The organism is Pseudonocardia lutea, from assembly GCF_042658055.1.
Lineage (GTDB): Bacteria > Actinomycetota > Actinomycetes > Mycobacteriales > Pseudonocardiaceae > Pseudonocardia > Pseudonocardia lutea.
The window spans coordinates 1-23,283 of sequence record NZ_JBHSQK010000065.1; the positions used below are offsets into that span (position 1 = coordinate 1).

General features: G+C 76.2%; 22 protein-coding genes, 1 tRNA gene and 1 riboswitch. Of the genes, 6 read left to right on the forward strand and 17 right to left on the reverse strand.

Going from position 1 to position 23,283, the window contains the following annotated elements:
* Positions 1–181: 181 nt before the first annotated feature.
* From phaZ to ACFQH9_RS23170, 8 genes are all read right to left on the reverse strand, one after another.
* Positions 182–994, reverse strand: a complete 813-nt coding sequence (phaZ, locus tag ACFQH9_RS23135) for a poly(3-hydroxyalkanoate) depolymerase (RefSeq protein ID WP_379568856.1) — start codon at positions 992–994, stop codon at positions 182–184.
* A 25-nt stretch (positions 995–1,019) separates the two neighbouring features.
* Positions 1,020–1,316: a hypothetical protein gene (locus tag ACFQH9_RS23140; RefSeq protein ID WP_379568858.1), complete on the reverse strand. Its 297-nt coding sequence runs from the start codon at positions 1,314–1,316 to the stop codon at positions 1,020–1,022.
* Positions 1,317–1,345: 29 nt separating this feature from the next.
* Positions 1,346–2,341 carry an inositol 2-dehydrogenase gene (gene iolG, locus ACFQH9_RS23145; protein ID WP_379568860.1) on the reverse strand — a complete coding sequence of 332 codons (996 nt, stop codon included), beginning with the start codon at positions 2,339–2,341 and terminating at the stop codon, positions 1,346–1,348.
* A gap of 1,355 nt (positions 2,342–3,696) precedes the next feature.
* Positions 3,697–4,707: a LacI family DNA-binding transcriptional regulator gene (locus tag ACFQH9_RS23150; protein WP_379568862.1), complete on the reverse strand. Its 1,011-nt coding sequence runs from the start codon at positions 4,705–4,707 to the stop codon at positions 3,697–3,699.
* Between the two features lie 31 nt (positions 4,708–4,738).
* A complete protein-coding gene (locus ACFQH9_RS23155) occupies positions 4,739–5,623 on the reverse strand; it encodes a bifunctional helix-turn-helix transcriptional regulator/GNAT family N-acetyltransferase (protein ID WP_379568864.1) in 885 nt (294 codons plus the stop codon).
* 10 nt (positions 5,624–5,633) lie between these two features.
* Positions 5,634–7,709 carry an ATP-dependent Clp protease ATP-binding subunit gene (locus ACFQH9_RS23160; RefSeq protein WP_379568866.1) on the reverse strand — a complete coding sequence of 692 codons (2,076 nt, stop codon included), beginning with the start codon at positions 7,707–7,709 and terminating at the stop codon, positions 5,634–5,636.
* Positions 7,710–7,768: 59 nt separating this feature from the next.
* On the reverse strand, positions 7,769–8,977 hold the full coding sequence (locus ACFQH9_RS23165; RefSeq protein WP_379568868.1) for a cytochrome P450 family protein: 1,209 nt from the start codon (positions 8,975–8,977) through the stop codon (positions 7,769–7,771).
* Positions 8,978–9,010: 33 nt separating this feature from the next.
* On the reverse strand, positions 9,011–10,114 hold the full coding sequence (locus ACFQH9_RS23170) for an NAD(P)/FAD-dependent oxidoreductase (protein ID WP_379568870.1): 1,104 nt from the start codon (positions 10,112–10,114) through the stop codon (positions 9,011–9,013).
* Positions 10,115–10,416: 302 nt separating this feature from the next.
* On the opposite strand from ACFQH9_RS23170, the gene ACFQH9_RS23175 reads away from it, so the two are divergent.
* A complete protein-coding gene (locus ACFQH9_RS23175; protein ID WP_379568872.1) occupies positions 10,417–10,599 on the forward strand; it encodes a hypothetical protein in 183 nt (60 codons plus the stop codon).
* Positions 10,600–10,806: 207 nt separating this feature from the next.
* Positions 10,807–11,541 (forward strand): 4'-phosphopantetheinyl transferase family protein, encoded by a 735-nt coding sequence (locus ACFQH9_RS23180; protein WP_379568874.1) that lies wholly within the window; start codon positions 10,807–10,809, stop codon positions 11,539–11,541.
* A gap of 34 nt (positions 11,542–11,575) precedes the next feature.
* On the opposite strand, the gene nhaA is transcribed toward ACFQH9_RS23180, so the two are convergent.
* On the reverse strand, positions 11,576–12,910 hold the full coding sequence (gene nhaA / locus ACFQH9_RS23185; protein ID WP_379568876.1) for a Na+/H+ antiporter NhaA: 1,335 nt from the start codon (positions 12,908–12,910) through the stop codon (positions 11,576–11,578).
* Positions 12,911–12,956: 46 nt separating this feature from the next.
* Here nhaA and ACFQH9_RS23190 point away from each other — a divergent pair, with 46 nt between their 5' ends.
* From ACFQH9_RS23190 to ACFQH9_RS23200, 3 genes are all read left to right on the forward strand, one after another.
* Positions 12,957–13,496, forward strand: a complete 540-nt coding sequence (locus ACFQH9_RS23190; protein ID WP_379568878.1) for a DsbA family protein — start codon at positions 12,957–12,959, stop codon at positions 13,494–13,496.
* A 135-nt stretch (positions 13,497–13,631) separates the two neighbouring features.
* Positions 13,632–14,012, forward strand: coding sequence for a helix-turn-helix transcriptional regulator (locus tag ACFQH9_RS23195; protein ID WP_379568880.1), 381 nt, complete (start codon positions 13,632–13,634; stop codon positions 14,010–14,012).
* Positions 14,013–14,054: 42 nt separating this feature from the next.
* The gene (locus ACFQH9_RS23200) at positions 14,055–15,479 is read left to right on the forward strand and encodes a DNA polymerase IV (RefSeq protein ID WP_379568882.1); all 1,425 of its coding nucleotides are present in this window, start codon (positions 14,055–14,057) and stop codon (positions 15,477–15,479) included.
* Positions 15,480–15,624: 145 nt separating this feature from the next.
* Here the strand turns inward: ACFQH9_RS23200 and cobT are convergent, their stop codons facing one another.
* Positions 15,625–17,346 (reverse strand): nicotinate-nucleotide--dimethylbenzimidazole phosphoribosyltransferase, encoded by a 1,722-nt coding sequence (cobT, locus tag ACFQH9_RS23205; protein WP_379568884.1) that lies wholly within the window; start codon positions 17,344–17,346, stop codon positions 15,625–15,627.
* The gene (locus ACFQH9_RS23210; RefSeq protein WP_379568886.1) at positions 17,343–17,762 is read right to left on the reverse strand and encodes a hypothetical protein; all 420 of its coding nucleotides are present in this window, start codon (positions 17,760–17,762) and stop codon (positions 17,343–17,345) included. Before ACFQH9_RS23210 ends, cobT begins: the two co-directional genes overlap by 4 nt.
* Positions 17,763–17,781: 19 nt before the next feature.
* Positions 17,782–17,938, reverse strand: a riboswitch (cobalamin riboswitch).
* A gap of 179 nt (positions 17,939–18,117) precedes the next feature.
* On the opposite strand from ACFQH9_RS23210, the gene ACFQH9_RS23215 reads away from it, so the two are divergent.
* Positions 18,118–18,193: transfer RNA gene (locus ACFQH9_RS23215), tRNA-Gly, on the forward strand.
* An 8-nt stretch (positions 18,194–18,201) separates the two neighbouring features.
* Here ACFQH9_RS23215 and ACFQH9_RS23220 read toward each other — a convergent pair.
* The 6 genes from ACFQH9_RS23220 to ACFQH9_RS23245 form a co-directional block, all read right to left on the reverse strand.
* Positions 18,202–18,786 (reverse strand): histidine phosphatase family protein, encoded by a 585-nt coding sequence (locus ACFQH9_RS23220; RefSeq protein ID WP_379568888.1) that lies wholly within the window; start codon positions 18,784–18,786, stop codon positions 18,202–18,204.
* Complete coding sequence (cobA, locus tag ACFQH9_RS23225) at positions 18,783–19,994, reverse strand: uroporphyrinogen-III C-methyltransferase (RefSeq protein ID WP_379568890.1); 1,212 nt, start codon at positions 19,992–19,994, stop codon at positions 18,783–18,785. Before cobA ends, ACFQH9_RS23220 begins: the two co-directional genes overlap by 4 nt.
* 19 nt (positions 19,995–20,013) lie before the next feature.
* A complete protein-coding gene (locus tag ACFQH9_RS23230) occupies positions 20,014–20,595 on the reverse strand; it encodes a cobalamin biosynthesis protein (RefSeq protein WP_379568892.1) in 582 nt (193 codons plus the stop codon).
* The gene (locus ACFQH9_RS23235; RefSeq protein WP_379568894.1) at positions 20,592–21,947 is read right to left on the reverse strand and encodes a cobyrinate a,c-diamide synthase; all 1,356 of its coding nucleotides are present in this window, start codon (positions 21,945–21,947) and stop codon (positions 20,592–20,594) included. Before ACFQH9_RS23235 ends, ACFQH9_RS23230 begins: the two co-directional genes overlap by 4 nt.
* Positions 21,941–22,555, reverse strand: a complete 615-nt coding sequence (gene cobO, locus ACFQH9_RS23240) for a cob(I)yrinic acid a,c-diamide adenosyltransferase (protein ID WP_379568896.1) — start codon at positions 22,553–22,555, stop codon at positions 21,941–21,943. The genes ACFQH9_RS23235 and cobO overlap by 7 nt, the downstream gene beginning before the upstream one ends.
* Before the next feature lie 47 nt (positions 22,556–22,602).
* On the reverse strand, positions 22,603–23,283 hold a 681-nt coding region (locus ACFQH9_RS23245), incomplete at its 5' end, for a vWA domain-containing protein (RefSeq protein ID WP_379568898.1).

Consider the following 23,283-nt stretch of genomic DNA (forward strand, 5'->3'; position numbering starts at 1 on the left):
CTCGTGCTCATCCGCCGGTGCAAAGGCCGGTGAAGAGGCCGGTGCACAGGGCCGGGGCAGGGCCGGTGCTCGGGGGCCGGTGCTCGGGGGCCGGTGCTCGGGGGCCGGGGCTCGGGGGCCGGGGCTCGGGGGCCGGGGCTCGGGGGCCGGGGCTCGGGGGCCGGGGCTCGGGGGCCGGGGCTCAGGGGGCGGCGAGGAACCGGTCGATCACCGGCGCGAGCTCGTCGGATTCGGTGAGGAGCGCGAGGTGCCCGCCGCGGTAGACGTGCAGCTGGGAGTCGCGGATACCGCGGTGCAGCAGCCGGGCGTTGACCAGGGGGATGAGCGGGTCGTCGTCGCCGGAGACGATCAGCGTGCGCGCGGCGATCAGCCGCAGCGCGGGCAGCGTGGTCCAGCCCGCGCCCGCGAGCAGCTGGTAGAGATAGCCGCGCTCGTAGCCCTCCCCGGAGGCCTGCAGCAGCCGGGCCGCCCGCTCGGGGTGGGTGCGCATGGTGCCGCCGTAGATCTCGCCGGCGACCCGGGCGGCGTAGGCCGGGTCGCGGTAGCGCCGCGGGGTGAGCATCTTGCTCAGCACCCCGGGCCGCGCCGGCACCATGACCGAGCCGGTGCCGGTCGCCACCAGGACGAGCCGGCGGACCCAGCCGCGGCCGGTGAGCGCGGCCTGCTGGGCGAGCCCACCGCCCCACGAGTACCCCAGCAGGTCGACGCGGTCGTGGCCCAGCTCGCGCACGAGACCGGCGACGGTCAGCGCCAGGGTCGTCATGTGGTACGGCGCCCGGGGCGCGGGCGAACCACCCACACCCGGTACGTCGAACCGGATCACCTCGAGCTCGGGCGGCAAGGCCTCGAGGAAGGGCTCGAGCATCTCCAGGCGCGCGCCGATGCCGTTGAGCAGCAGTAACGGGGTGCGGGAGCCGTCGCCGCGACGGATCGCGACGCGGAGCGTGCGCCCTCCGACGGTGCGGGTGGACACCTCGCCGAGGGTGCCGGTCATGTGACCAGTCTGGCCGATCTCCGGCTCAGCGTCCCGCGGACATGGCACGCACCACGAGCGCCTCGAGGATCTCCGGCCGGGACTCGGGGGCCCGCACCTCGACCACGACCTCGCCGTCCTCGCGGTGCACGGTGAAGTGCACGAAGGCACAGCCGGGGTCGGTGGTGAGCAGGCGGCGGGCGTCGGCCTCGACCTCGTCCGAGCCGTCGAACGCCAGCAGGAGCAGGCCCGGGGCCATGCGCTCGGCGTCGCGCAGGGCGTCGGCGAACAGGTCGTCGAGCGTGCGCGGTGCGCGCTGCGGCGCGGTGGCGAGGATCGTCATGACCCGGGCAACGCCACCGCGCCGTGATGTCATCCCGCGACGCGGACGGTCCGCCCGGTGCGCAGGCTCTCGGCGGCGGCGTCGGCGAGGACGAGCGCGGCCCGGCCGTCGGCGAAGGTCGGCGACGGGGCGGTGCCGGACTCGACGGCGGTCACGAAATGGTCGAGCTCGAGGGCGTACGCGGCGCTGTACCGCTCGAGGAAGAAGTTCTGGTAGGGCGACGCGGCCTCGCTGCGGTCCGCGCCGGCGTAGCGCACGCTGGTCGGCAGCTGGTTCTGCGCGGTGAGCATGCCGGTGGCGCCGAAGGCCTCGACGCGCTGGTCGTAGCCGAACACGCAGCGCCGCGAGTTGGTGATCTGGGCGAGTGCGCCGTCGGCCGCGCGCAGCACGACGACCGCGGAGTCGATGTCGCCGACCTCGGCGATGTACGGCTCGATCAGGTTCGCGCCCGTCGCCTGCACCTCGACGACCTCACCCAGCAGGAAGCGGGCCATGTCGAAGTCGTGGATCGTCATGTCGCGGAACAGGCCGCCGGAGGTCTCGAGGTAGGCCTTCGGCGCCGGCGCGGGGTCCCGGCTGGTGATCACGAGCTGCTCGAGGCGGCCGATCTCGCCGGCGGCGACCCGGTCGCGGATCTCGCGGAAGGACGGGTCGAAGCGGCGGTTGAAGCCGACCATCACGGTCGGGGACAGCGAGCCGATCTCGGCCCAGCAGGCGTCGACCCGGGCGAGGTCGAGGTCGATCGGCTTCTCGCACATCACCGCCTTGCCCGCCTTGACCGCCGCGGTCAGCAGGTCGACGTGCGTGGGCGTCGGCGAGGCGACGATCACCGCGTCGACGCTCTCGTCGGCCAGGACCGCGGCGACGTCCGAGCCCGCCTCGGCCCCGTACTGCCCGGCCAGCTCCTTGGCGGCCGCCTCCATCGGGTCGCACACCCACGCGAGCTCGGCCCGGGCGTGGGCGGCGACGGCGCCGGCGTGGACCCGCCCGATCCGGCCGCATCCGAACAGGGCCACTCGCAGCATGGGAGCTCCTTCGCACCGTCGGGCGCCGGTGGGCGCCGGGAGGGGTGGTGTGCGCGGTTTAGATCGATCTAAATGCCGCGGGGAGAAGTGTGGAGGTGACGACGACCGACGTCAAGCCCGACACCCTGCCTGCCGCCCTACCCGAGCGCCAGCCCTCCGCACCACCACACACCGCCGCCCGAGCGCTGCCCGCACCGCCGCCGAGCCCTGTCCGAGCGCCGCCCTCCGTACCGCCGCCCGAGCACTGCCCGAGCACTGCCGGAGCGCTGCCGGAGCGCTGCCCGAGCACTGCCCGAGCACTGCCCGAGCACTGCCCGAACGCTGCCCGAACGCTGCCCGAACGCTGCCCGAACGCTGCCCCGCGCTGGCCCCGCGCTGCCTCACGCGCTGTCCGGGGCGCGCGGCCGGACAACACACCCGGCCGGGCTCGGCACACCCGTCCAGGTCGGCTCCCACACCCACCGCGTGCGCCGCACATCCGGTCAACAGGGTGTGGCGCGCTCGGGCGGATGTGCCCGCACCGCTGCTCGAGCGCCGCCCGAGCGCTGGCCCCACGCTGCCCCGCGCACTGCCCCGCGCACTGCCCCGCGCACTGCCCCGCGCACTGCTCCATGCGCTCTCCGACGCGCGGCCGGACCCACCCGGCCGCGCGCGGCACACCCGTCCAGGCTCGGCACACCCGTCCAGGTCGGCTCCCGCACCCGCCACGTGCGCCGCACATCGCGTCGACGGGGTGTGGCGCGCTCGGTGGGGTGTACGCGCACCGCCGCCCGGATCGTGGCGCCGGACCGGTCCTCCGGGCGTCGAGAGGAACACCATGGCTGTTCCAGGGCCGGCGAACGACAACCACGTTCATCTCGACGAGGCAGAGCCGGTCGGAGCCCGGTCACCTCGGGCGAGGCGGTCACCGCGCCACACCCTCTCGAGCGCGCCACACCCTCTCGAGCGCGCCACACCCTTTCGAGCGCGCCACACCGTCTCGAGCGCGCCACACCCTCTCGAGCGCGCCACATCCTGTCGACCGGTTGTGCCGCGCTCCCCGCGGTTGTGCCGCCGGGTCACAGCGGGTGTGGGGCGGCCGGGCAGGTGTGCGAGGGCGGGCGGAGGTGTCGCCTGGTGTGCCAGCTCGCGCTTGGCGGTGCCGGCGCGGACGCAGGCGCACACACCGGCGTCGTACAGCACTGCCGCTGGTGCTCGGCAGGGACGGCCGGGCGGGTGTCACCTGGCCCCACAGGCACTCTTGCCCGGGCCGGTCCGGAACCGGCCGCGGGAGCCGGCCCCGGGAGCCGGCCGCGGCATTCCGACGATCCCGTTCCGCACGTGCGCCGGACCGGCGCTTGCGGGCGCGCACCTCACTACTCCCCCGGCGGCCCCGTGGTCCCCCGCACCACGAGCCGGGGGCGCAGCCGGATCCGGCGGGGCTGCAGGCCGTCGCCGGCGAGCCCGCCCTCCCCCTCCGCCCGCTCCAGCACGCAGCCGACGGCGAGCCGCGCGATCTCCGCGGAGTCCTGCGCGACCGTGGTGAGGTCGACGTGCGCGAGGCGGGAGAGCTGGCTGTCGTCGTAGCCGACCACCGAGACCCGGTTCGGCACGTCGATCCCCTGGCGGCGCAGCGCGTCGAGCACACCGACCGCGCACTGGTCGTTGTTCGCGAGGATGGCGGTGGGCAGGTCCGGCAGCAGCTCCCGGACCGCCGCCGCCCCCGAGACCTCGGTGTTGTCGCCCGGCAGGATGCGCGGCGTCAGCCCGTGCCGGCGCACGGCGTCCCGGTAGCCCTGCCGGCGTTCCTCGGCGCCGGGCTGCTCCCCGCCGTCGATGTGCACGATCGCCCGGTGCCCCAGCCCGACGAGGTGGTCGACGGCCGCCGCGATCCCCTCGTCGTCGGCGCTCTCGACGGCGTCGACGTGCGCGCGGAACTCGCCGACCCGCCCGACGTCGACGACCGGCAGCCGCGCCGCGAGCCCCGCCAGCTCGGCCGAGCCGTACCGCCCCGCCAGCAGTACCAGCGCCTCGCAGCGCGACGCCAGCAGCGCCTCGACCGCCCGCTCCTGCCGCCGCACCGGCGAGACGGCGCCGAGCACCACGGTGTAGCCGCGGTCCTCGGCGGCCGGGTAGATGCCGTCGAGCAGGTCGGCGTGGAAGGCGTCCCGCGCCGTGAACACGACGCCGATCAGCCGGCTCCGGCTCCGGCGCAGCAGCCGGGCCGTCGGGTCGGGGGTGTAGCCGAGCTCGGCGGCGGGGGCCCGCACCCGCTCGCGGGAGGCCTCGCTGGGCCCCCGCTCCTCGCGGATCACCAGGGAGGCGGTCGCCCGCGAGACCCCGGCCCGCGCCGCGACGTCCTTCAGCGTGGGGCGGCGTCCCGCCATCGCGACCTCCCCGGGACGGATCGCGGCGACCCTACCCGGCGGGATCCAGGTCCTTGGCGAACCAGTGCTGCGCGTAGGGGTTGTCGTTGAAGGGCGGGACCGCGCGGTAGCCCGCGGACCGGTAGAGCGCGATCGCCTCGACGAGCGTGGCGTTCGTGTCGAGCCGCGTCGCCCGCAGCCCGTGCACGCGCGCCCGCTCCTCGATCTCGGCGAGCAGCCGCCGGGCCAGGCCGAGACCCCGCGCCGCCGGCGCGACCCACATGCGTTTGACCTCCGCGACATCGGGATGGAACCGCACACCGACGCATCCCACGGGCCCGCCGTCGAGCATCGCGACCAGGAACTCCCCCTCCGGCGGGGTGAACTCCGCGGCGCCCGCGGCCGGACCGACCGTGGGGTCGAAGCCCCCGTCGAACCGTTCGGCGAGCTCGGCCGCGTAGGCGCGCAGGCATTCCTGCGCCTCCGGCCGGGTCGGCGGCGTGACCGCGACGCGGACGGTCGAGGCGACGAGCAGGCGTTCGACCTCGGCCGTCGCCGCGACCAACCGGTCGCGCTGCCGGGGGTTCAGCGGCTCGAGGATCGACGCGGCCAGCGCGTCCGACCGGCGGTCGAGCTCGGCCCGCTCCGCCCGCCCGGCGGCGGTGAGCCGGGCGCGCCGCACCCGCGCGTCGGCCTCCTCGGCCTCGACGGCGACGAGCCCCGCCGCCTCCAGCGCCCGCAGCATCCGGGAGAGGTAGCCCGAGTCGAGGCCGAGCCGGGCGCGCAGCTCCCGCACCTCCGCCCCCTCCGGCCCGATCTCCCAGAGCAGTCGCGCCTGGCCGAGCGGCCGGTCGCGACCCAGGTAGCCCTCCTCGAGCGCGCCGACCCGGCGCACGACCGCCCGGTGGAACCGGCGTACCGCGGCGACCTCGTCCACACCTCTGACTCTAGTCAGAAGTCAGGGAGAGTTCACCCTCCTTCACCGTCAGCCGGGCCCGTCCGCCGGCCCGCAGCTCCTCGGCGAGCAGCAGCCGCGCCAACCGCCGCTCGACCTCCCGCGCCACCACCCGCCGCAGCGGGCGCGCGCCGTACTCGGGCCTGTGGCCGAGCTCCGCGAGCCGGTCCAGCGCCTCCGGGTCCACCACGAGCTCGACGCCCTGCGCCGCGAGCCGCGCGCGGGTGCCCGCCAGCATCATCTCGGCGATCTCGCGGATCTCGGCCCGGTCGAGGGCCTCGAACAGCACGACGTCGTCGATCCGGTTGAGGAACTCCGGGCGCAGGTGGCGGCGCACGGCGAACATCAGCTGCTCGCGGATCGACTCCACCGGCCGGCCCGCCGTGGCCGCCGCGAGGATCTCCTCGGCGCCGAGGTTGCTGGTCATCACCACGATCGCGTGCCGGAAGTCGACGGTCCGGCCGCGCGAGTCGGTGAGCCGGCCGGCGTCGAGCACCTGCAGCAGCGTGGCCACGACCTCCGGGTGTGCCTTCTCGATCTCGTCGAGCAGCACCACGGTGTACGGGTCCCGGCGCACGGGCTCGGTGAGCTGACCGGCCTCCTCGTGGCCGACGTACCCGGGCGGCGCGCCGATCAGCCGGGTCGCGGAAGCGCGGTCGCCGTACTCGCTCATGTCGAGGCGGACCATCCGCTCGTCGGACCCGAAGAGCGCCGCGGCCAGCGCACGGGCCAGCTCGGTCTTGCCGACGCCCGTCGGGCCGAGGAACAGGAACGAGCCCGACGGCCGGTCCGGGCTCGCCAGCCCGGCCCGCGCGCTGCGCACCGCGTCGGCGACGGCCTCGACCGCGCGGTGCTGTCCGACGACCCGCCGGTGCAGGTGGTCCTCCAGCTCGAGCAGGCGCTTCCGCTCCGACGTCGTGAGGTCGGCGACCGGGATGCCGGTGCGGTCGGCGACGACCTCCGCCACCTCCCGCGCGGTGATCTGCCGGTCGCGCGGGCCGTTCTCCAGCACCAGCCGCTCGAGCTCACGGTCGAGCAGCGCCACGCGCTCCGAGTCGCCGGCGTCCGCCGCGACCTCGCGGGCCCGCACGAGCTCCTCGACGCGGTGGTCGGGCTGGTCGCCGGGCACGCGCAGCCCGGAGCGGGCGGCGGCGCGGTCGATCAGGTCGACGGCCTTGTCGGGCAGGTACCGGTCCCGCAGGTACCGCACGGAGAGGGTGACGGCGGCGTCGATCGCCGCGTCGGTGATCCGGACGTGGTGGTGCTCCTCGTACCGCGGCCGCAGCCCGCGCAGGATCTCGGCCGTGGCCTCGGGCGTCGGCTCCGGCACGCGGACGACCTCGAACCGGCGGTCCAGGGCGGCGTCGCGCTCGATGTACCGGCGGTGGTCCTCCGGCGTCGTCGCCCCGACGAGCTGCAGGTCGCCGCGGGCGAGGGCCGGCTTGAGGATGCTCGCCGCGTCCATCGCCTGGTCCTGCGCGGACCCGGCGCCGACCACGAGGTGCAGCTCGTCGACGAAGATCACCAACGACCGCCCGGCCGCGGTGATCTCGTCGATCACCGCGGTGAGCCGCTCCTCGAACTCGCCGCGGTACTTGGTGCCGGCGACCATCCCGGCCAGGTCGAGCGCGACGACCCGGACGTCCCGCAGCGCCACCGGCACCCGGCCGGCCGCGACCCGCGCGGCCAGCCCCTCGACGATCGCGGTCTTGCCCGTGCCGGGCTCGCCGACCAGGACCGGGTTGTTCTTGGTGCGCCGCGCCAGCACCTCGACGACCTGGTCGATCTCGGCGTCCCGGCCGATCACCGGGTCCAGCCGGGCGGCCCCGGCCTCGGCNNGGTCGAGCCGGCCGGCCCGGGCCTCGGCGGTGAGGTCGCGGCCGTGCCGGTCCAGCCGGCGGGTCGAGGTGCGGCGAGGGCGCTGCGGGCCCCGCTGCGGGTCGCGCTGCGGGTCGCGCGGCTCGTCCTCACGGTCGTCGTCCGGGAACCCGAGCCCGTTGACGAGCCCGCGCAGCAGGTCCTCGAGCGGACCGAGCCCGCCGCCGAACGGGTCCTGGGGTTGGGGCATCGCGCGCGACCTCCCGCTCGGCGACGTGGTCCCTCCGTTGTACCCGTGCGGCCCGGGTTTCAGGCGGGTCGGGAGGCGGGGGCACCGAGCCGGACCGGCAGCTCCGTGAGACCGCGGACCAGCGTGCTGCGCCGGTGGGTGAGGTCCTGGCGGGCCAGCTCCATCCCGGGCCGGGCGGTGAAGAGGCTGCGCAGCGCGACCTCACCCTCGATCCGGGCCAGTGGGGCACCGAGGCAGTGGTGCAGGCCGTAGCCGAAGGCGAGGTGGCCGCGGTCGTCCCGGGTCACGTCGAGCCGGGCCGCGTCGGCGAAGCGGGCGTCGTCCCGGTTGGCCGCGCCGATGCCGAGCACGACCACGGCGCCCTCCGGGATCGTCGTCCCCGCGACCTCGACGTCCTCGGCGGCGAACCGGACCGGCGCGGTGGTGACCGGCGCGTCCCAGCGCAGGAGCTCCTCGACCGCGTTCGGCCAGAACTCGGGCTTCTCCGCGAGGATCTCGCGCTGGTCGGGATGGGTGAGCAGGCCGAGGATCCCGTTGCCGATCAGGTTGACCGTGGTCTCGTGGCCGGCGATGAGCAGCAGCATCGCCATCGCGACGAGCTCCTCCTGGGACAGCGCGTCGCCGTCCTCGTCCGAGACCTGGGTGAGGCTGCTGAGCAGCGCGTCGTCCGGCTCGTGGCGCTTGCGGTCGATCAGCCCGGCCAGGTACTCGGACAGCTTCTGCGAGGCGACGGTCTTCTCGTCCTGCGGCGACTCGTCGATCATCGTCGACGACCAGCGGCCGAAGTCGTCGCGGTCCTCCGCCGGCACCCCGAGGAGCTCGCAGATCACGCGGACCGGGAGCAGGAAGGCGTAGTCCGCCATGAGGTCCACGGTGCCGTCGGCGGGCAGGGCGGCGAGCAGGTCGTCCGCGATCTCCTGCACGCGCGGGCGCAGCTGCGACATCCGCCGGGCGGTGAACGAGCGGCTGACGAGCTTGCGCAGCCGGGTGTGGTCCGGCGGGTCCATCAGCAGCATCATCGGCGTCGGCGCCGCGGGCATGGCCGCGCGCTGGTCGGCCGGCAGGGTGTGGCGCCAGTCCTTGGAGAACCGCGCGTCGACGAACGCGGCCCGCGCGTCCTCGTACCGCGCGATGATCCACATCGGCCCGTCGGGCAGGTCGAGCCTGCGCACCGGCTCCTTCGCGCGTAGCTCGGCGTAGGCCGGGTAGGGATCGCTCCAGAAGGCCCCGTCGAAGAGGTCGAGGCCGGAGGTGGTGGTCGGCGCCATGTCCCCATCGTGCCGCATGAAGTCAGCGAGCGCTTACAAGCGTGACGGAGACACCTGCTCCGGCCGGACAGGGACGTCCGCGGGCACCGGCGTGCCCGTCACGACCGCGGCCCCGAGCGCGGCCAGGGCGGGCGCGGACTCGATCCCGGACCCGCCGTGACCGGCGAAGAAGTGGAAGCCGGGGAACTCCGGGCGCGCCCCGACGACCGGGTCACGGTCCGGCGCGAAGGTCCGCAGGCCCGCCCAGGAGGTGCGCACCGACCGCAGGCCGAGGTGCAGCGCCTCCTCGACCCGCTCGAGGGCGAGGGCGACGTCGAGCTCGTCCGGACGGGCGTCGCCGGGCTCGGCGGGCGTCTCGTCGCCGGGTGAGAGGAGCAGGGCGTCGCCCTCCGGCTTGCAGTAGAAGCGCTCGGCGGCGTCGATCAGCATCGGCATGCCCGTCGGCAGCGTGCACGGGGAGACGGCGATGGTGCGGCGGTAGGGGGTGAGCCCGGCCTGCGGCACACCGGCCGAGGCCGCGACGACGTCGGCCCAGGACCCCGCCGCGTCGACGACGTCGGGTGCGGTCCACGTGCCCCGTCCGGTCTCGACGCGCCAGGTCCCGTCGACCTGCGCGATCGCACCGACCCGGGCTTCCTGCACGACCCGCCCGCCCCGCCGGCGCAGCCCGCGGACGTAGGCGCCGTGCAGGCCGATGGCGTCGGCGTCCGCGGCGGTGACGGTGATCGCCCCGGATCGTGCCTGCCGCAGGCCGGGGCACGCCTCGACGGTTCCGGCTCCGGTCAGCGCGTGCGGCCCGTCCGGCTCGGCGGCCCACTCGGTGAGCAGACGGTGCAACTCGCGCTCGCCGTCCTCGTCGAACGCCGCCCAGACCACGGTCAGCGGCCGCAGGAAGGGCGGCGCCTCCAGCTCCTCGGCCAGGGCGGCGAAGCGGGGCGCGCTGGCCCGGATGAGGGCGCGGAAGACGGCGGTGCCGTGACCGGGGATGTACGTCGCGGCCGAGCGGCCGGTCGAGTGCATCGCGAGCGACGACTCGGCCTCCAGCAGCAGCACCGAGCGGTGCGCGGCGATCTCGTAGGCCACCGAGGCACCGGCGATCCCGCCGCCGATCACGATCACGTCCGGGGAGCCGTCCACGGGTTCACCGTAATTCGGTCGCGCGGGGCCGGAGGTGCCCCTACGGTTCCGGCCATGGACCTCATCACCCTGTGACACGGCGCGGCGCCCTCCTCGTCCGGGGCGCCGCCCGTTCCCGGCGCGGACCCCGCGCCGGCCGGTTCCTGTCCGTCCGGGCCGCACTCGATCGGCCGGACGTCCTTCCTTCCCGGATCACGCCCCACGGGGTGCTCCCGCCGCTGCGGAGGTGCCTGCGACCGGTCGTCGGGAGGACCCGCACCCGCCCTTGGGGGCGGCCCCTCGTTCCTCATCGGGAGGTCCTCGTGCGAGTACGTGACACCAGCCAGACCCAGCCCACCAACCGCGCCGCCCGCCGCGCCGCCGCCCGCGGGAAGACCCCGCAGGCCACCGGGTCGGGGGCGCCGCGCGCCCTCGCCCGCATCGGCCGGGCGAGCACCACCCCGGTGCACTTCCGCACCGACTTCGCCGCCCGTCGCAGCGGCTGAGACCGCGGCGGGGCCGGCCACTCCTGGGGCCGGCCCCGCCGCACCCTCGTGATCGTCGGACGTGTCGCGCTCGTGGCTCCCGCGAGTCGGCGGTTCCGGGGCACCGAGTCGGCGATCCCGGGAGACCGCGGCCGCCGGCCCGCAGCGGAACGCCGAGCCCGGTGCCCGAGCCTCGGTGGAGCGGGCAGTGGCTCGCGGACGGCGCTGGTGCCGGCCGCGCTCGGCGCGACCACGCCGGTCCGCGGCGTGCTGCCGACCGACTACGCTCGGCTCGTGCCGGACGTCTGGTGGGCCCGACCCGTCGACCCCTCGTCGGCGCCCCACCTCGTCGCGCTGCTCGACGAGCACGAGCACACCCGCCTCGCCGCCTTCCGCCGGCCCGCCGACCGGGCCCGCTACCTCGCCGCGCACGCCCTCACCCGGCTCCTGCTCGGCGCGCGCCTCGGCGCCGATCCGGCCGCGATCACGCTGGACCGGACCTGCCGGTGCGGGAAGCCGCACGGCAAGCCACGACTCGCCGCCGGCACCGCACCCGCCTTCTCGCTGACCCACTCCGGCGACCGCGTGGGCGTCGCCCTGAGCGACGACGGTCCCGTCGGCCTCGACGTCGAGGAGATCCGCGACCTCTCCGACCTCGCCCGCCTCGCCGAGCACGCCCTCTCCCCCGCCGAGCGCACCCGCCCGCCGGCCGACGCCCGCGCGTTCCTCACCGTCTGGACGCGCAAGGAGGCGCTGCTCAAGGCCACCGGGGAGGGCCTCGCCAGCCCCATGGACGCGATCACCCTCGGACCGACCGGCGTGGTCGAGGCCTGGACGGACGGGCCCGGCGCGGCCTGGGTCGTCGACCTCGACGCGGGCCCCGGGCACCCGGCCGCGGTGGCCGGGCTCGGCGCCGTCGCCCCGCAGGTCCGCACCCACGACGGCGCCGCCCTCCTGCGGTGACCGCGCCGACCGCGACGACTGCGACCGCGCGGAGCTAGTCGATCGGCCGCCACGGCCGCGGCGGCAGGGTCGGCAGCCCCGACGGCGAGCACTGCCCGCCCCGCTCCCCCGCCAGCCGGAACACGAGCCAGCCGACCAGCGCCGCGAGCACCGAGCCCGTCAGGATGCCGATCTTCGCCTCGCTGATGAGGAGCTCGTCCTCGAGCGCCAGCTCGGTCACGAACAGCGCCACCGTGAACCCGATGCCGGAGAGCCCGGCGCCGCCGAACAGCTGCCCCCAGCGCAGGGTGTCCGGGACCCGGCCGAGGCCGGTGCGCAGCGCCACCCAGGTCCCGAGCGTCACGCCGATCGGCTTGCCGAGCACGAGGCCGACAATGATCCCCCAGGTCAACGGCGAGGCGAACGCCGCCGCCAGGGTGTGCCGGTCGAGCACCACGCCCGCGTTGGCCAGCACGAACAGCGGGACGATCACGTAGCTGGACCAGGGCTGGATCTTCAGCTGCAGCCGCTCGTTGGGCGAGACCGCCTCGGTGACCGCGGCCTGCGCGGCCAGGGCACGCTCGGGCGTCGGGTCCAGGATGAAGGTCTTCCCGACGATCAGCGCGCGCCGCATCTCCTGCCGGCGTGGGGCGTAGGCGTTGACGAGCAGGCCCAGCGCCACCCCGACGACGCTCGGGTGCACCCCGGACGCCAGCACCGCGACCCACATGACGATGCCGATCACCGCGTAGAACGGCGTGCGCCAGAACCGGGCGAACCGCAGCCCGAGGAGCGCGGCGAAGAGCACGATCGCGAGGAGCAGCGCGAGGACGTCGACCTGCTCGGTGTAGAAGACGGCGATGGCGATGACGGCGCCGATGTCGTCGACGATCGCGAGCGCGAGCAGGAAGACCCGCAGCTGGTCCGGGCAGCGGGGTCCGACGAGGGCGAGCACGCCGAGCAGCACGGCGGTGTCGGTGGAGATCGTGATGCCCCAGGCGTTCTGGGCCTCCGTGCCGGCGTTGAACGCGAGGAAGACCAGCGCGGGGACCACCAGGCCGCCGACCGCCGCGGCCGCCGGCGCCGCGACCGCGCGGAACCCGCGCAGCTCGCCGAGGGTCATCTCCCGCGCGATTTCCAGCCCGACGCTGAAGAAGAACAGGACCATCAGGCCGTCGTTGACCCAGTGCCGCAGGTCCAGGCTCAGCGACCATCCGCCCAGGTCCACGGCCAGCTGGGTGTGCCAGAAGGTCTCGTAGCCGAGCGGGAGGTTCGCCCAGAGCAGGGCGATCACGGCGGCGGAGATCAGCATGACCGCGGACCCCGACTCCGTGCGGAGGAACTGCCGCGCGGCGCGGGACAGCTCCCCGCGCTCGGATAGGGTCGTCACCGCCACCGGATCATCCTGCCCAACGGCGGGACGCGAACGCGAGGAGGTGGGTGGGATCGGGCAGCTGGATCCGCCGCTCGGCGCGTACGACCACGTCGCCGGCCGGCCCGACGCACCGCTGTCGCTGGTGGAGTACGGCGATTTCGAGTGCCCCTACTGCCGCGCCGCCGCCCCCGAGCTGGAGGAGGTGCGGGAGCGGCTCGGCGACCAGCTGCGCTTCGCCTTCCGGCACTTCCCGCTGCACGAGCTGCACCCGCACGCGCTGGCCGCGGCCACGGCGGCGGAGATGGCGGCGCTCGAGGGCCGGTTCTGGCCGATGCACGACAGCCTCTACGCCCCCGGCCCGCCCCGCCTCACCCAGGCGGACCTGCGCGACCACGCCGTCGCGGCGGGGGTGGACCCCGACAAGGTGGTCTGGCCCGCGACCCGGATGGTCGAGGACCGGGTGGAGGCCGACTTCAACTCCGGCGTGCGCAGCGGGGTGCGCGGCACGCCGACGCTCTTCGTCAACGGCGAGCCGTACCGCGGGGAGGTCCGCGCGGACCGGGTGATCGCCGCCCTGACCACGGTGCCGTCGGAATCCTGAGCCCCGCGGCCGAGCACCCGGTGCCGTGATCACCGTCCGGGACCGAGATCGGCCGGGGGTAGCCGCCGATGGTCCGGGACGACGATCATGGCGCCCGGTGGGTCGAACTCCGGTCCCCACGCCTACCCTGGGTGCATGACGGCGTCGTCCCACCCGATCCGCGCGGTCGGCGACCGGTCGGCCACCGCGGAGAGCTGGTCGGCCGATCCCGTCGTCGGGCCCGCGCTCGTGGCCGTCGACACCGACCCGGCGCGCCCGTGGACGGTCGCGGCCCTCGCAGCCGAGGCCGGGGTCGCCGCGCCGGTGTTCGCGCAGCGCTTCCGCGAGGTGGTGGGCACGGCCCCGCTGACCTACCTGCGGCAGCGCCGGATGGCGCTGGCCGCGGAGTACCTCGCCGACCCCTCGGCCACCGTCGCGGCGGTCGCGCGCCGTGTCGGGTACGTGGACCCCTTCTCCTTCAGCGTGGCGTTCACGCAGGAACGGGGGACGCCGCCGCGGCTGCGTCCCGGGCGCTGAGCACCGCGCGGTCCCGTCGGTCCCGACCGTCACAATGTCGGAGTGAGCCGGTGGGTGCTGCATCTCGACATGGACGCGTTCTTCGCGTCCGTCGAGCAGCTCACCCGGCCGACCCTGGCGGACCGGCCGGTCCTCGTCGGCGGCACCGGTGGGCGCGGTGTCGTCGCCGGGGCCAGCTACCAGGCGCGGGTGTTCGGCGCGCGCTCGGCGATGCCGATGGGGCAGGCGCGCCGCCGGTGCCCGCACGCGACCGTCCTGCCGCCCCGGTTCCCGCTGTACAAGGTGATCTCCGAGGAGGTCATGGCGGTCCTGCGCGAGGCCGCGCCGGTGCTCGAGCCGGTGTCGGTCGACGAGGCGTTCCTCGAGCCGCCCGCGCTCGCCGGCGCCCCCGCCGCCGAGGTCGAGGAGTTCTGCGTCGCGTTGCGGGCCGAGGTGCGGGCGCGCACCGGGCTGCCCGCGTCGGTCGGGGCGGGGTCCGGCAAGCAGGTCGCGAAGATCGCCTCGGAGCTCGCGAAACCGGACGGGCTGAAGGTCGTCGCGCCCGAGGTCGAGCGGGAGGTGCTCGATCCGCTGCCGGTGCGGTCGCTGTGGGGCGTCGGGCCGGTCGCCGAGACCGCGCTGCGCAAGGTCGGGATCGAGACGATCGGCGCCCTCGCCGCGATGGACGCCCGCGAGGTCGCCGGCGTCCTCGGCGCGGCCGTCGGCGCCGAGCTCCACCGGCTGGCCCGGGGGATCGACGAGCGACCGGTCGCCCCGCGCGGCGCGGCGAAGCAGATCTCGGCCGAGACCACGTTCGAGCACGACCTCACCGCGATGGACGACGTCCTGCGCGAGGTCGGTCGGATGACGGCGGCGGCCCACCGCCGCCTCGTCGTCGACGGCCGGGCGGCCCGCACCGTCACGGTCAAGGCGCGCAACGCGGACTTCGAGACCCACACCCGCTCCGAGACCACCGCCTTCGCCTCGACGGATCTCGCGACCCTCACGGCCGTCGCGCAGCGACTCGCCCGCACGGCGGTGCCCGAGGGCGGGGTGCGGCTGGTCGGGGTGTCGCTGTCGGGGTTGTCCGAGAGCCCGCCGCCGGCGCTGTTCGAGGCGGTGCCCTCGGCGACGGGGTGGACCACCGCACCGCTCGCCGCGCCCCCGGATGCCGTCGAGGCGGACACCGTGCTCACCGTCGACACCTCCGAGGAGGCGCATCCGGAACCCGGGACGGAGTTCGGGCCGCGCCCGGGCGGGCGGCACGGTCCGCGCGACCCGGCGAGTCCCTGGCGGGCCGGCGACGACGTCGCGCACACCGAGCACGGGCACGGCTGGGTGCAGGGCGCGGGGCACGGCCGGGTCACGGTCCGGTTCGAGACGCGGGCGACCGGGCCCGGTCCGGCGCGCACCTTCGCCGCGGACGACCCGGCCCTCTCCTTCGCCGATCCCGTCGAGAGCTGGCGCCTGCCCTCACCCGCCCACTGACGAAGGCGCGGCTCCGCGCGGACCGACCCTGAAGACCCGCAATATGGTTCCACAACGCGGGTCAGGCCCATGGATGAGCGCATTGTGGTTCCACAATGTGACCAGACCGGCGGGAATGCGCATCATGGTTCCTTGACGCGCCCCCTCACGCGTCCTTGTCCGCCACCCCCGCGGCGTCGAAGGTGGCGACGTCGGCGAGCGCCCGCGCCGCACCCTGCACCACCGGCAGGGCGAGCAGCGCGCCCGTCCCCTCCCCCAGCCGCATCCCGAGGTCGAGCAGCGGCTCCAGCCCGAGGTGCGCCGTCGTGATCCGGTGTCCCGGCTCGGCGGAGCGGTGCCCGGCCACGCAGGCGGCCACGGCGTCGGGCGCCAGGACCGAGGCGACGAGGGCCGCGGCCCCGGCGTTGACGCCGTCGAGCAGCACCGGCACGCGCAGCGCGGCGGCACCGAGGACGAACCCGGCGATCCCGGCGTGCTCGAGCCCGCCGAAGGCGGCGAGCAGGCCGAGCCCGTCGGTGGGGTCCGGGGTGTGGAGGGCCAGCGCCTGCCGGACGACGGCGGTCTTGCGGACGAGCGTCGCGTCGTCGATCCCGGTGCCCCGCCCGGTCGCCCCGGCCGGGTCCGCCCCGGTCACGGCGCAGATCAGCGCGGCCGCGGCGGTGGTGTTGGCGATGCCCATGTCGCCGGTGACCAGGCACCGGTTCCCCGCGGCGACCAGGTCCCGCGCCACCTCGATCCCGGCCTCGACGGCCCGGCGGGCCTGGTCCCGGGTCAGCGCCGGGCCGACCGTCATGTCCGCGGTGCCCGCCGCGATCCGGCGCGGGAGCAGCCCGGGCACGGGGTCGAGGGGTGCCGCGACGCCGACGTCGACCACCTGGACCTCGGCCCCGAGCTGCCGCGCGAAGGCGTTGACCACCGCCCCGCCGGCCAGGAAGTTCCCGACCATCTGCGCGGTGACCTCCTGCGGCCACGGGCTCACGCCCTGCGCGTGCACGCCGTGGTCCCCGGCGAACACCGCGACGGCCGCGGGCTCGGGCACCGGCGGCGGGCACTGCCCGGCGATCCCGGCGAGCCGCACCGCGAGGTCCTCGACCCGGCCGAGCGAGCCGCGCGGCTTGGTCATCCGGTCGAGCCGGTCCCGGGCCTCCGCCTCGGCGGCGGCGTCGGCGGGCCGGATCGCGGCCACGGTCTCGTCGAGCAGGGTCATCGCCACCTCCCCGGGCAGCGCCCGGTCTCCGTACCGTTCCTGGTGCACCGCCCACCGCAGCGGGCGGCGGCGGGCCCAGCCCGCGGTCGCCAGCTCCGGCTCCGGCGCGAACTCGCGCACGTGCCCGAGGCACAGGTACGCCACCACCTCGACGTGCGCGGGCAGCCCGAGCAGCGCGGCGAGGGCGCGCAGGCCGGCGTCGTCGAAGAAGCTCACCCAGCCGACGCCGAGGCCCTCGGCCCGGGCGGCCAGCCACAGGTTCTGCACCGCCGAGGCCGTGGAGTGCGCGGCCATCTCGGGGCGTCCGTGGCGGCCGAGCACGTGCCGGCCCCCGCGCGTGGGGTCGGAGGTGACGACGACGTTGACCGGGGTGTCGAGCACCGCCTCCACCTTGAGCGCGCCGAACGCCTCCGCCCGGGCGCGCGGCAGGGACGCGGCGAACGCCGCCCGCTGCGCCGCGACCAGCTGCGCCACCCGCTCGCGCGTCGCCCGGTCCCGCACCACGACGAAGTCCCAGGGCTGGGAGAACCCGACGCTCGGCGCGGCGTGCGCGGCCTCGAGCACGCGGTGGAGCGCGGCGTCGTCGACCGGCTCGTCGGGCAGGAACCCGGTGCGCACGTCGCGGCGGCCGTGGACGACCTCGTAGAAGTCGCCGGTCACCAGGGCATCGGGGTCAGCCGCGGCGGGACGAGCGAGACCCCGGGCCGCGCCTCGGCGTGGATCCCGGCGACCCGGAGGCCGTCGAGCAGCGCCCGGCAGCCCGGGTTCGCCGCGGGGTCCCCGGGCACGGCGAGCACCACGCGGGTGGCCCCGAGACCGACCAGGTCGGCGACGGCGGCGCCCGCCCCGGCCAGGTCCGCCAGGCGCTCGACGCGCCAGGCCTCGGCGTAGAACAGGACCGTCGACTCGACGTCCAGGGTGGCCAGGACGGCGTCGGCGGCGGCGAGCAGGTCGGCGCCCTCGGCGGTCTCGGGATCACCCCCGCCGGTGCCGAGAACCGTCACGGTGGGGGTGCGCGCAGCGGTGTCGCGACCGTCGCCGGTCATCCTGGCCTCCTCGAGGGTCCGCGCCCTCATCGTCGGAACCGTGCGACGGCGGCGAGTGTCCTGGCTCCCGGATCGACGCGCGCCCCCGGCCTTCCCACCCTCGCGGGCGGTGACCCTCGGGTGGGGACGCGCTCCCCGGTCACAGTGGCGGGACCGCGCCGGATTCACACCGGCTTCCTCCACTGCCGTCGCCCACGACGACACCACGCCGCGGGCGGAGACGCAAGCGGCCGGGCGTCACACCCGGTCGACCGGTGAGGCCCTATACCGCAGCGGCCCGTCGCGCTGGGTGATCACCCCCTGGTCGGAGGGGCTTCCGAGGTGCGGTACCGTGGTCGGCGTCGGAGCGAGCAGCGCCGGCGGCCCCGGGTGACCGGGTGCAGATGCGGACGTAGCGCAGCTGGTAGCGCATCACCTTGCCAAGGTGAGGGTCGCGGGTTCGAGTCCCGTCGTCCGCTCCACGAGCTCCTCAGCCGCGCGCGGCCGGCTGTTCCGCCCGCTCCCACCTTTCCGGCCCGACCGGTCGCAGGGCGACGACCGTGCCGTTGGGCGGGAGCTCCCGCGGCGCCTCCTCGACCGCCAGCCCGCAGGCCGCGACGACCAGGGCGCGCAGCGTCTCGCCGTGGGTGACCAGGACGACCGATCGCGCCGGGGGCAGGGCGCGCAGCACCCGCTGCGCCCGCGCGTGCAGCTCCCGGCCCGTCTCCCCGCCGGGCGGCGCCCAGTCGGGATCCGCGCCCGCCAACGCCGCCGCGCAGTCCGCGGCCGGGCGGCCCTCCCACTCGCCGTGCGACTGCTCGCACAGCCCGGGGCACTCCCGCACCGGCACGCCCAGGACCCGGCCGACCGCCGCGGCCGTCTCCGCCGCGCGCCGCTGCGGGCTCGTGAGGACCAGCGCGCCCGCGCCGACCCGCAGCGCCTCCGCCGCCGCGCGTGCCTGTGCGCGGCCCCGCGCCGTCAACCCGACGTGAGCGGTGCGGCCCTGCAGCAGGCCGGCGGCGTTCCAGGTGCTCTCGCCGTGCCGGACCAGGTGCAGCACCGGCGCGGCGCTCACCCCTCGGCCGACAGCCCCGCGACCGGGCCGATCACGATGATCGCCGGTGGGCTGATCTCCTGCTCCTTGATCCGCATCGCGACCGTGCCGAGCGTGGCGCGCAGGGTGCGCTGGATGCGGGTGGTGCCGTCCTGGATCACGCCGACGGGGGTGTCCGCGGGCCGGCCGTACTCGATCAGGGCGGCGGCGAACTGCGCGATCCGCTCGACCGCCATCATGAGCACGATCGTGCCGCGCATCCGGCCGAGGGCCTGCCAGTCGACGAGGCTGCGCGGGTCGTCCGGGGCGACGTGCCCGGACACGACGACGATCTCGTGCGCGACCCCGCGGTGGCTGACCGGGATCCCCGCCACGGCGGGCGCCGCGAAGGCGCTGGTGATGCCGGGGACGACGGTGACCGGCACCCCGGCCGCGGTGCAGGCCTGCACCTCCTCGAACCCGCGCCCGTAGACGAACGGGTCGCCGCCCTTGAGCCGCACCACGAACTTCCCGGCCTTCGCGTGCTCGACCAGCAGCTCGTTGATCCGCTGCTGGGCCATCGCGCGGCCGTAGGGGATCTTCGAGGCGTCGATGACCTCGACGTCCGGGCCCAGCTCCTCGATCAGGTCGCGCGGGCCGAGCCGGTCGGCGACCACGACCTCCGCCCGGGACAGCAGCCGGCGGCCGCGGACGGTGATCAGCTCGGGGTCGCCGGGGCCGCCGCCGACCAGGGCGACACCCGGCAGCACCGGATCGGCCGAGTCCGCCACCACGCCCGCCTGCAGGGCCTCGACCAGCGCGGTCCGCACGGCGGCCGAGCGGCGGTGGGCACCCTTGGCCAGGACGCCGACGGTCAGCCCGTCGTACCGACCCGTGGCGGGGGTGACGGCGGTGCCGAGGCGCCCGTCGTCCGCCCGGACGCAGAAGACCCGGCGACACTCGGCCTCGGCGCCGACGGCCGCGTTGACCTCGGGGTCGTCCGTGCACGCGAGGGCGTACCAGGCCCCGTCGAGGTCGCCCTCGGCGTAGCGCCGCGGCGTCCAGGTGATCTCCCGGGCCGAGGCCATGCCCTCGACGGCCGGGGTCACGTCCGGCGCGACGACCTCGACGAGCGCCCCCGACGCGATCAACCGGGAGATCCGCCGCTGCGCCACCTGCCCTCCCCCGACGACGACCACCTTCCGCCCGGCGAGCTCGAGGCCGACGAGGTACTGGTCGTGCTGGGTCACGTGCAGGTCCTTCCGCGGATCACCCGGCGGGCTGGTCGTGGGCCGGCGTTCCCTGAGGAGACGGAGGCGGGACGTGCCCGGGGTCACCCCGGGTTCCCTGACGCCGACCGCGGAAGCATAACGAGCCGACGATCGGAGCTGAACGGTCCCGGACCGGGGACGCCTCTCCCGATGGCGAGTTCCCCCTGGTCAGGGAGGTGTGCCCGACGCGGGCGGCGGCGACCGTCACATCCCCCACGATCGTCTTGGGCACCACGAGCCGCGGCTGCGCACCGAGCTCGGACGCCACCAGGAGGGCCGCGGCCTCGGCGACGGACGGTGTGCCGACCGCCTCGCCGACCCGGGCGCTGCCCGGCACCGGGACGGCCGCCAGGGCCCCGGCCGGCCGCACCTCCAGCCGCGCGGGCGCGATGGCGTCGAGCACGCCCCGCTCCCCCGCCTTGGCCTCCACGGAGGCGTAGACGACGGCGACCTCCCCGATCACGTCCCGGACGACCGCGAGCGCCGCCCGCACCGCCGCGGCCGACACCCCACGCCGTGCCCCGATCCCGACCACGCACCGGCCGCCGTCGGGGCCATCGGTGGGGTCGCCGTCGCTCACGACCCGACCTGAGCAGCGGGAACGTGCGCCGCCAGGAACCGGGCCACGGAGCCGGGCGTGCCGGCCGGGTGCGTGTGGAGGAACGACGCGTGCACCCCGCCCGCGACGAAGCCCTCCGGCTGCCCGCCGCGCCAGCCCCACGCCGCGGCCGCACCGGCCCGCGGGGTGACCGCGCAGTGGTGGAACTCGTGTCCGCCGACCCGCTCGCCGGCGGCGAAGCCGGTCGAGTCGCTCAGCGCCACGGCGTCGCGGTAGCCGAGGGTCAGCCGGCCGGCCATCGCGGCCGTGGCGTCGAGGGCCCCGACCAGCGGGACGCCGTCGAGCTCGCGGCACAGGTAGAGCAGCCCGCCGCACTCCGCGCGGATCGGGGCACCGGTGGCGGCGAGCGCGCGGATCGCGGCGAGCAGGCCGGTGTTGGCGCCGAGGTCGCGGACGTGCTCCTCGGGGAACCCCCCGGGCAGGACGAGCCCGCCGACACCCGCGGGCAGGGTCTCCTCGCGCAGCGGGTCGACGAGCACGACCTCGGACCCCGCCGCCTCGAGCAGCTCGACGTGTTCGGCGTAGCCGAAGGAGAAGGCCTCGCCGCCCAGGACCGCGGTGCGCAGGCCCGGCCCGGCGCGGACACCGCCCAGCTCGGAGGCCGGGTCCCACACCGGCCCCGCCGGCAGCGGCTCGGCCACCCGGACCACGGCGTCGAGGTCGACGTGTTCGGCGACGAGCGCCGCCATCGCGTCGACCGCCGCGATCGCCGCGGCCCCGTGCTCCACCGCCGTCACCAGGCCCAGGTGGCGCGACGGCACGACCAGTTCCGTCCGCCGCGGCAGGACGCCGAGCACCGGCAGCCCGATCTCGTCGCACGCCGCGCGCAGCACCTCCTCGTGCCGCGCCGACCCGACCCGGTTGAGGATCACCCCGGCGAGGCGCGTGGTCGGGTCGAAGCTGCGGAAGCCGTGCACCAGCGCGGCGACCGACCGCGACTGGCCCCGGCAGTCCACGACGAGCACCACGGGCGCGCCCACCATGGCCGCGACCTGCGCCGTCGAGCCGTAGCCGTCGGCCACCCGGCCGTCGAACAGCCCCATGACGCCCTCGATCACCGCGATCTCGCAGCCCGCGGCGCCGTGCCGGACCAGCGGACCGATCCGCTGCTCGCCGACGAGGACCGGGTCGAGGTTCCGGCCCGGCCGGCCGGCGGCGAGGGTGTGGTAGCCGGGGTCGATGTAGTCCGGCCCGATCTTGAACGGCGCGACCGCGGTGCCCCGCCGCGCCAGCGCGGCCATGAGGCCGGTGGCGACCGTCGTCTTCCCGGATCCGGACGCCGGGGCGGCGACGACGACCGCCCGGGCTACCACTCGATCCCCCGCTGCCCCTTCTGCCCGGCGTCCATCGGGTGCTTGATCTTGGTCGTCTGCATGACGAGGTCGGCGGCCTCGATCAGCTCGGGCGCCGCGTCCCGGCCGGTGATGATCACGTGCTGGCGGCCCTCCCGCGCGGTGAGCACCTCGACCACCTCGTGCACGTCGACCCAGCCCCACTTGAGCGGGTAGGTGAACTCGTCGAGCACGTAGACCTCGTGGACCCGGCTCTCGATCCGGCGGCGGATCTCCCGCCAGCCCTCGAGCGCGGCGGCGGCGTGGTCCTCCTCGCCGCCGGCCTTGCGGCTCCAGCTCCAGCCCGAGCCCATCTTGTGCCACTCCACGGGGCCGCCCTCGCCGGTCTGCTCGTGCAGCCGACCGAGCGCGCGGAAGGCCTCCTCCTCGCCGACCTTCCACTTCGCCGACTTCACGAACTGGAACACGCCGATCGACCAGCCCTGGTTCCAGCCGCGCAGGGCGAGCCCGAAGGCCGCCGTCGACTTGCCCTTCATCTCGCCGGTGTGCACCACCAGTAGCGGGCGGTTGCGGCGCTGGCGGGTGGTGAGCCCGTCCTGCGGAACGGTCGTGACCTGGCCCTGGGGCATCGGTCGTCCTCCCTGGTCGGCGCGGTGATCGGTCCGGGTGGGCCGCGCTACGCGGTCGCGGCGGCGGTCAGGTCGGCGACGGTGAGCTCGTCGACCGTGATGACGGGGGCGCGGGCCGCCGCCGCGACCTGCCGGGCGAGGCCGAGCCTCACGAACCCGGACTCGCAGTCGACCACCACGGTGTGCACGCCGTCGGTGGCGAGCAGCCCGGCCGCGCGCCGCGCGTCGCCGACGGGATCGCCGCCGGGCCGGGTGGCGACGGTCGCCCGCCCGTCCGTCAGCAGGACGACGAGCGGCCGGCGGCGCGGGTCCCGCACCCGCTCGGCGGCGAGGGTGCGGCGGGCGAGCAGCAGGCCGTCGGCCAGCGGGGTGCGGCCGCCGGTGCGCATCGCCGCCATGCGGACCTGCGCGGTCGGGACGCTCGTCGTCGGCGGGAGGACGAGCTCGGCGCCGGCGGAGCGGAAGGTGACCAGGCCGACCTTGTCCCGGCGCTGGTAGGCGTCGCGGAGCAGGGCGAGGACGGCGCCGGACACGGTCGCCATGCGCTTGCGGGCGGCCATGGAGCCCGAGGCGTCGACGACGAACAGCACCAGGTTCCCCTCGCGGCCCTCGCGCAGCGCCGCGCGCAGGTCGGCGCGCTGCAGCAGCAGGCCCGGACCCCGGCGGCCGCGCTCGTGCTGGAAGGGCGCCGCGGCGGCGATCGTCGCGGGCAGGTGCAGGTCGGCGGC

What these genes read in the sequence shown, in the direction of transcription:
- phaZ (WP_379568856.1), bottom strand. Translation starts at nt 994, where the DNA reads ATGACCGGCACCCTCGGCGAGGTGTCCACCCGCACCGTCGGAGGGCGC.
- ACFQH9_RS23140 (WP_379568858.1), bottom strand. Translation starts at nt 1,316, where the DNA reads ATGACGATCCTCGCCACCGCGCCGCAGCGCGCACCGCGCACGCTCGAC.
- iolG (WP_379568860.1), bottom strand. Translation starts at nt 2,341, where the DNA reads ATGCTGCGAGTGGCCCTGTTCGGATGCGGCCGGATCGGGCGGGTCCAC.
- ACFQH9_RS23150 (WP_379568862.1), bottom strand. Translation starts at nt 4,707, where the DNA reads ATGGCGGGACGCCGCCCCACGCTGAAGGACGTCGCGGCGCGGGCCGGG.
- ACFQH9_RS23165 (WP_379568868.1), bottom strand. Translation starts at nt 8,977, where the DNA reads ATGGCGCCGACCACCACCTCCGGCCTCGACCTCTTCGACGGGGCCTTC.
- ACFQH9_RS23195 (WP_379568880.1), top strand. Translation starts at nt 13,632, where the DNA reads ATGACGGCGTCGTCCCACCCGATCCGCGCGGTCGGCGACCGGTCGGCC.
- ACFQH9_RS23210 (WP_379568886.1), bottom strand. Translation starts at nt 17,762, where the DNA reads ATGAGGGCGCGGACCCTCGAGGAGGCCAGGATGACCGGCGACGGTCGC.
- cobO (WP_379568896.1), bottom strand. Translation starts at nt 22,555, where the DNA reads ATGCCCCAGGGCCAGGTCACGACCGTTCCGCAGGACGGGCTCACCACC.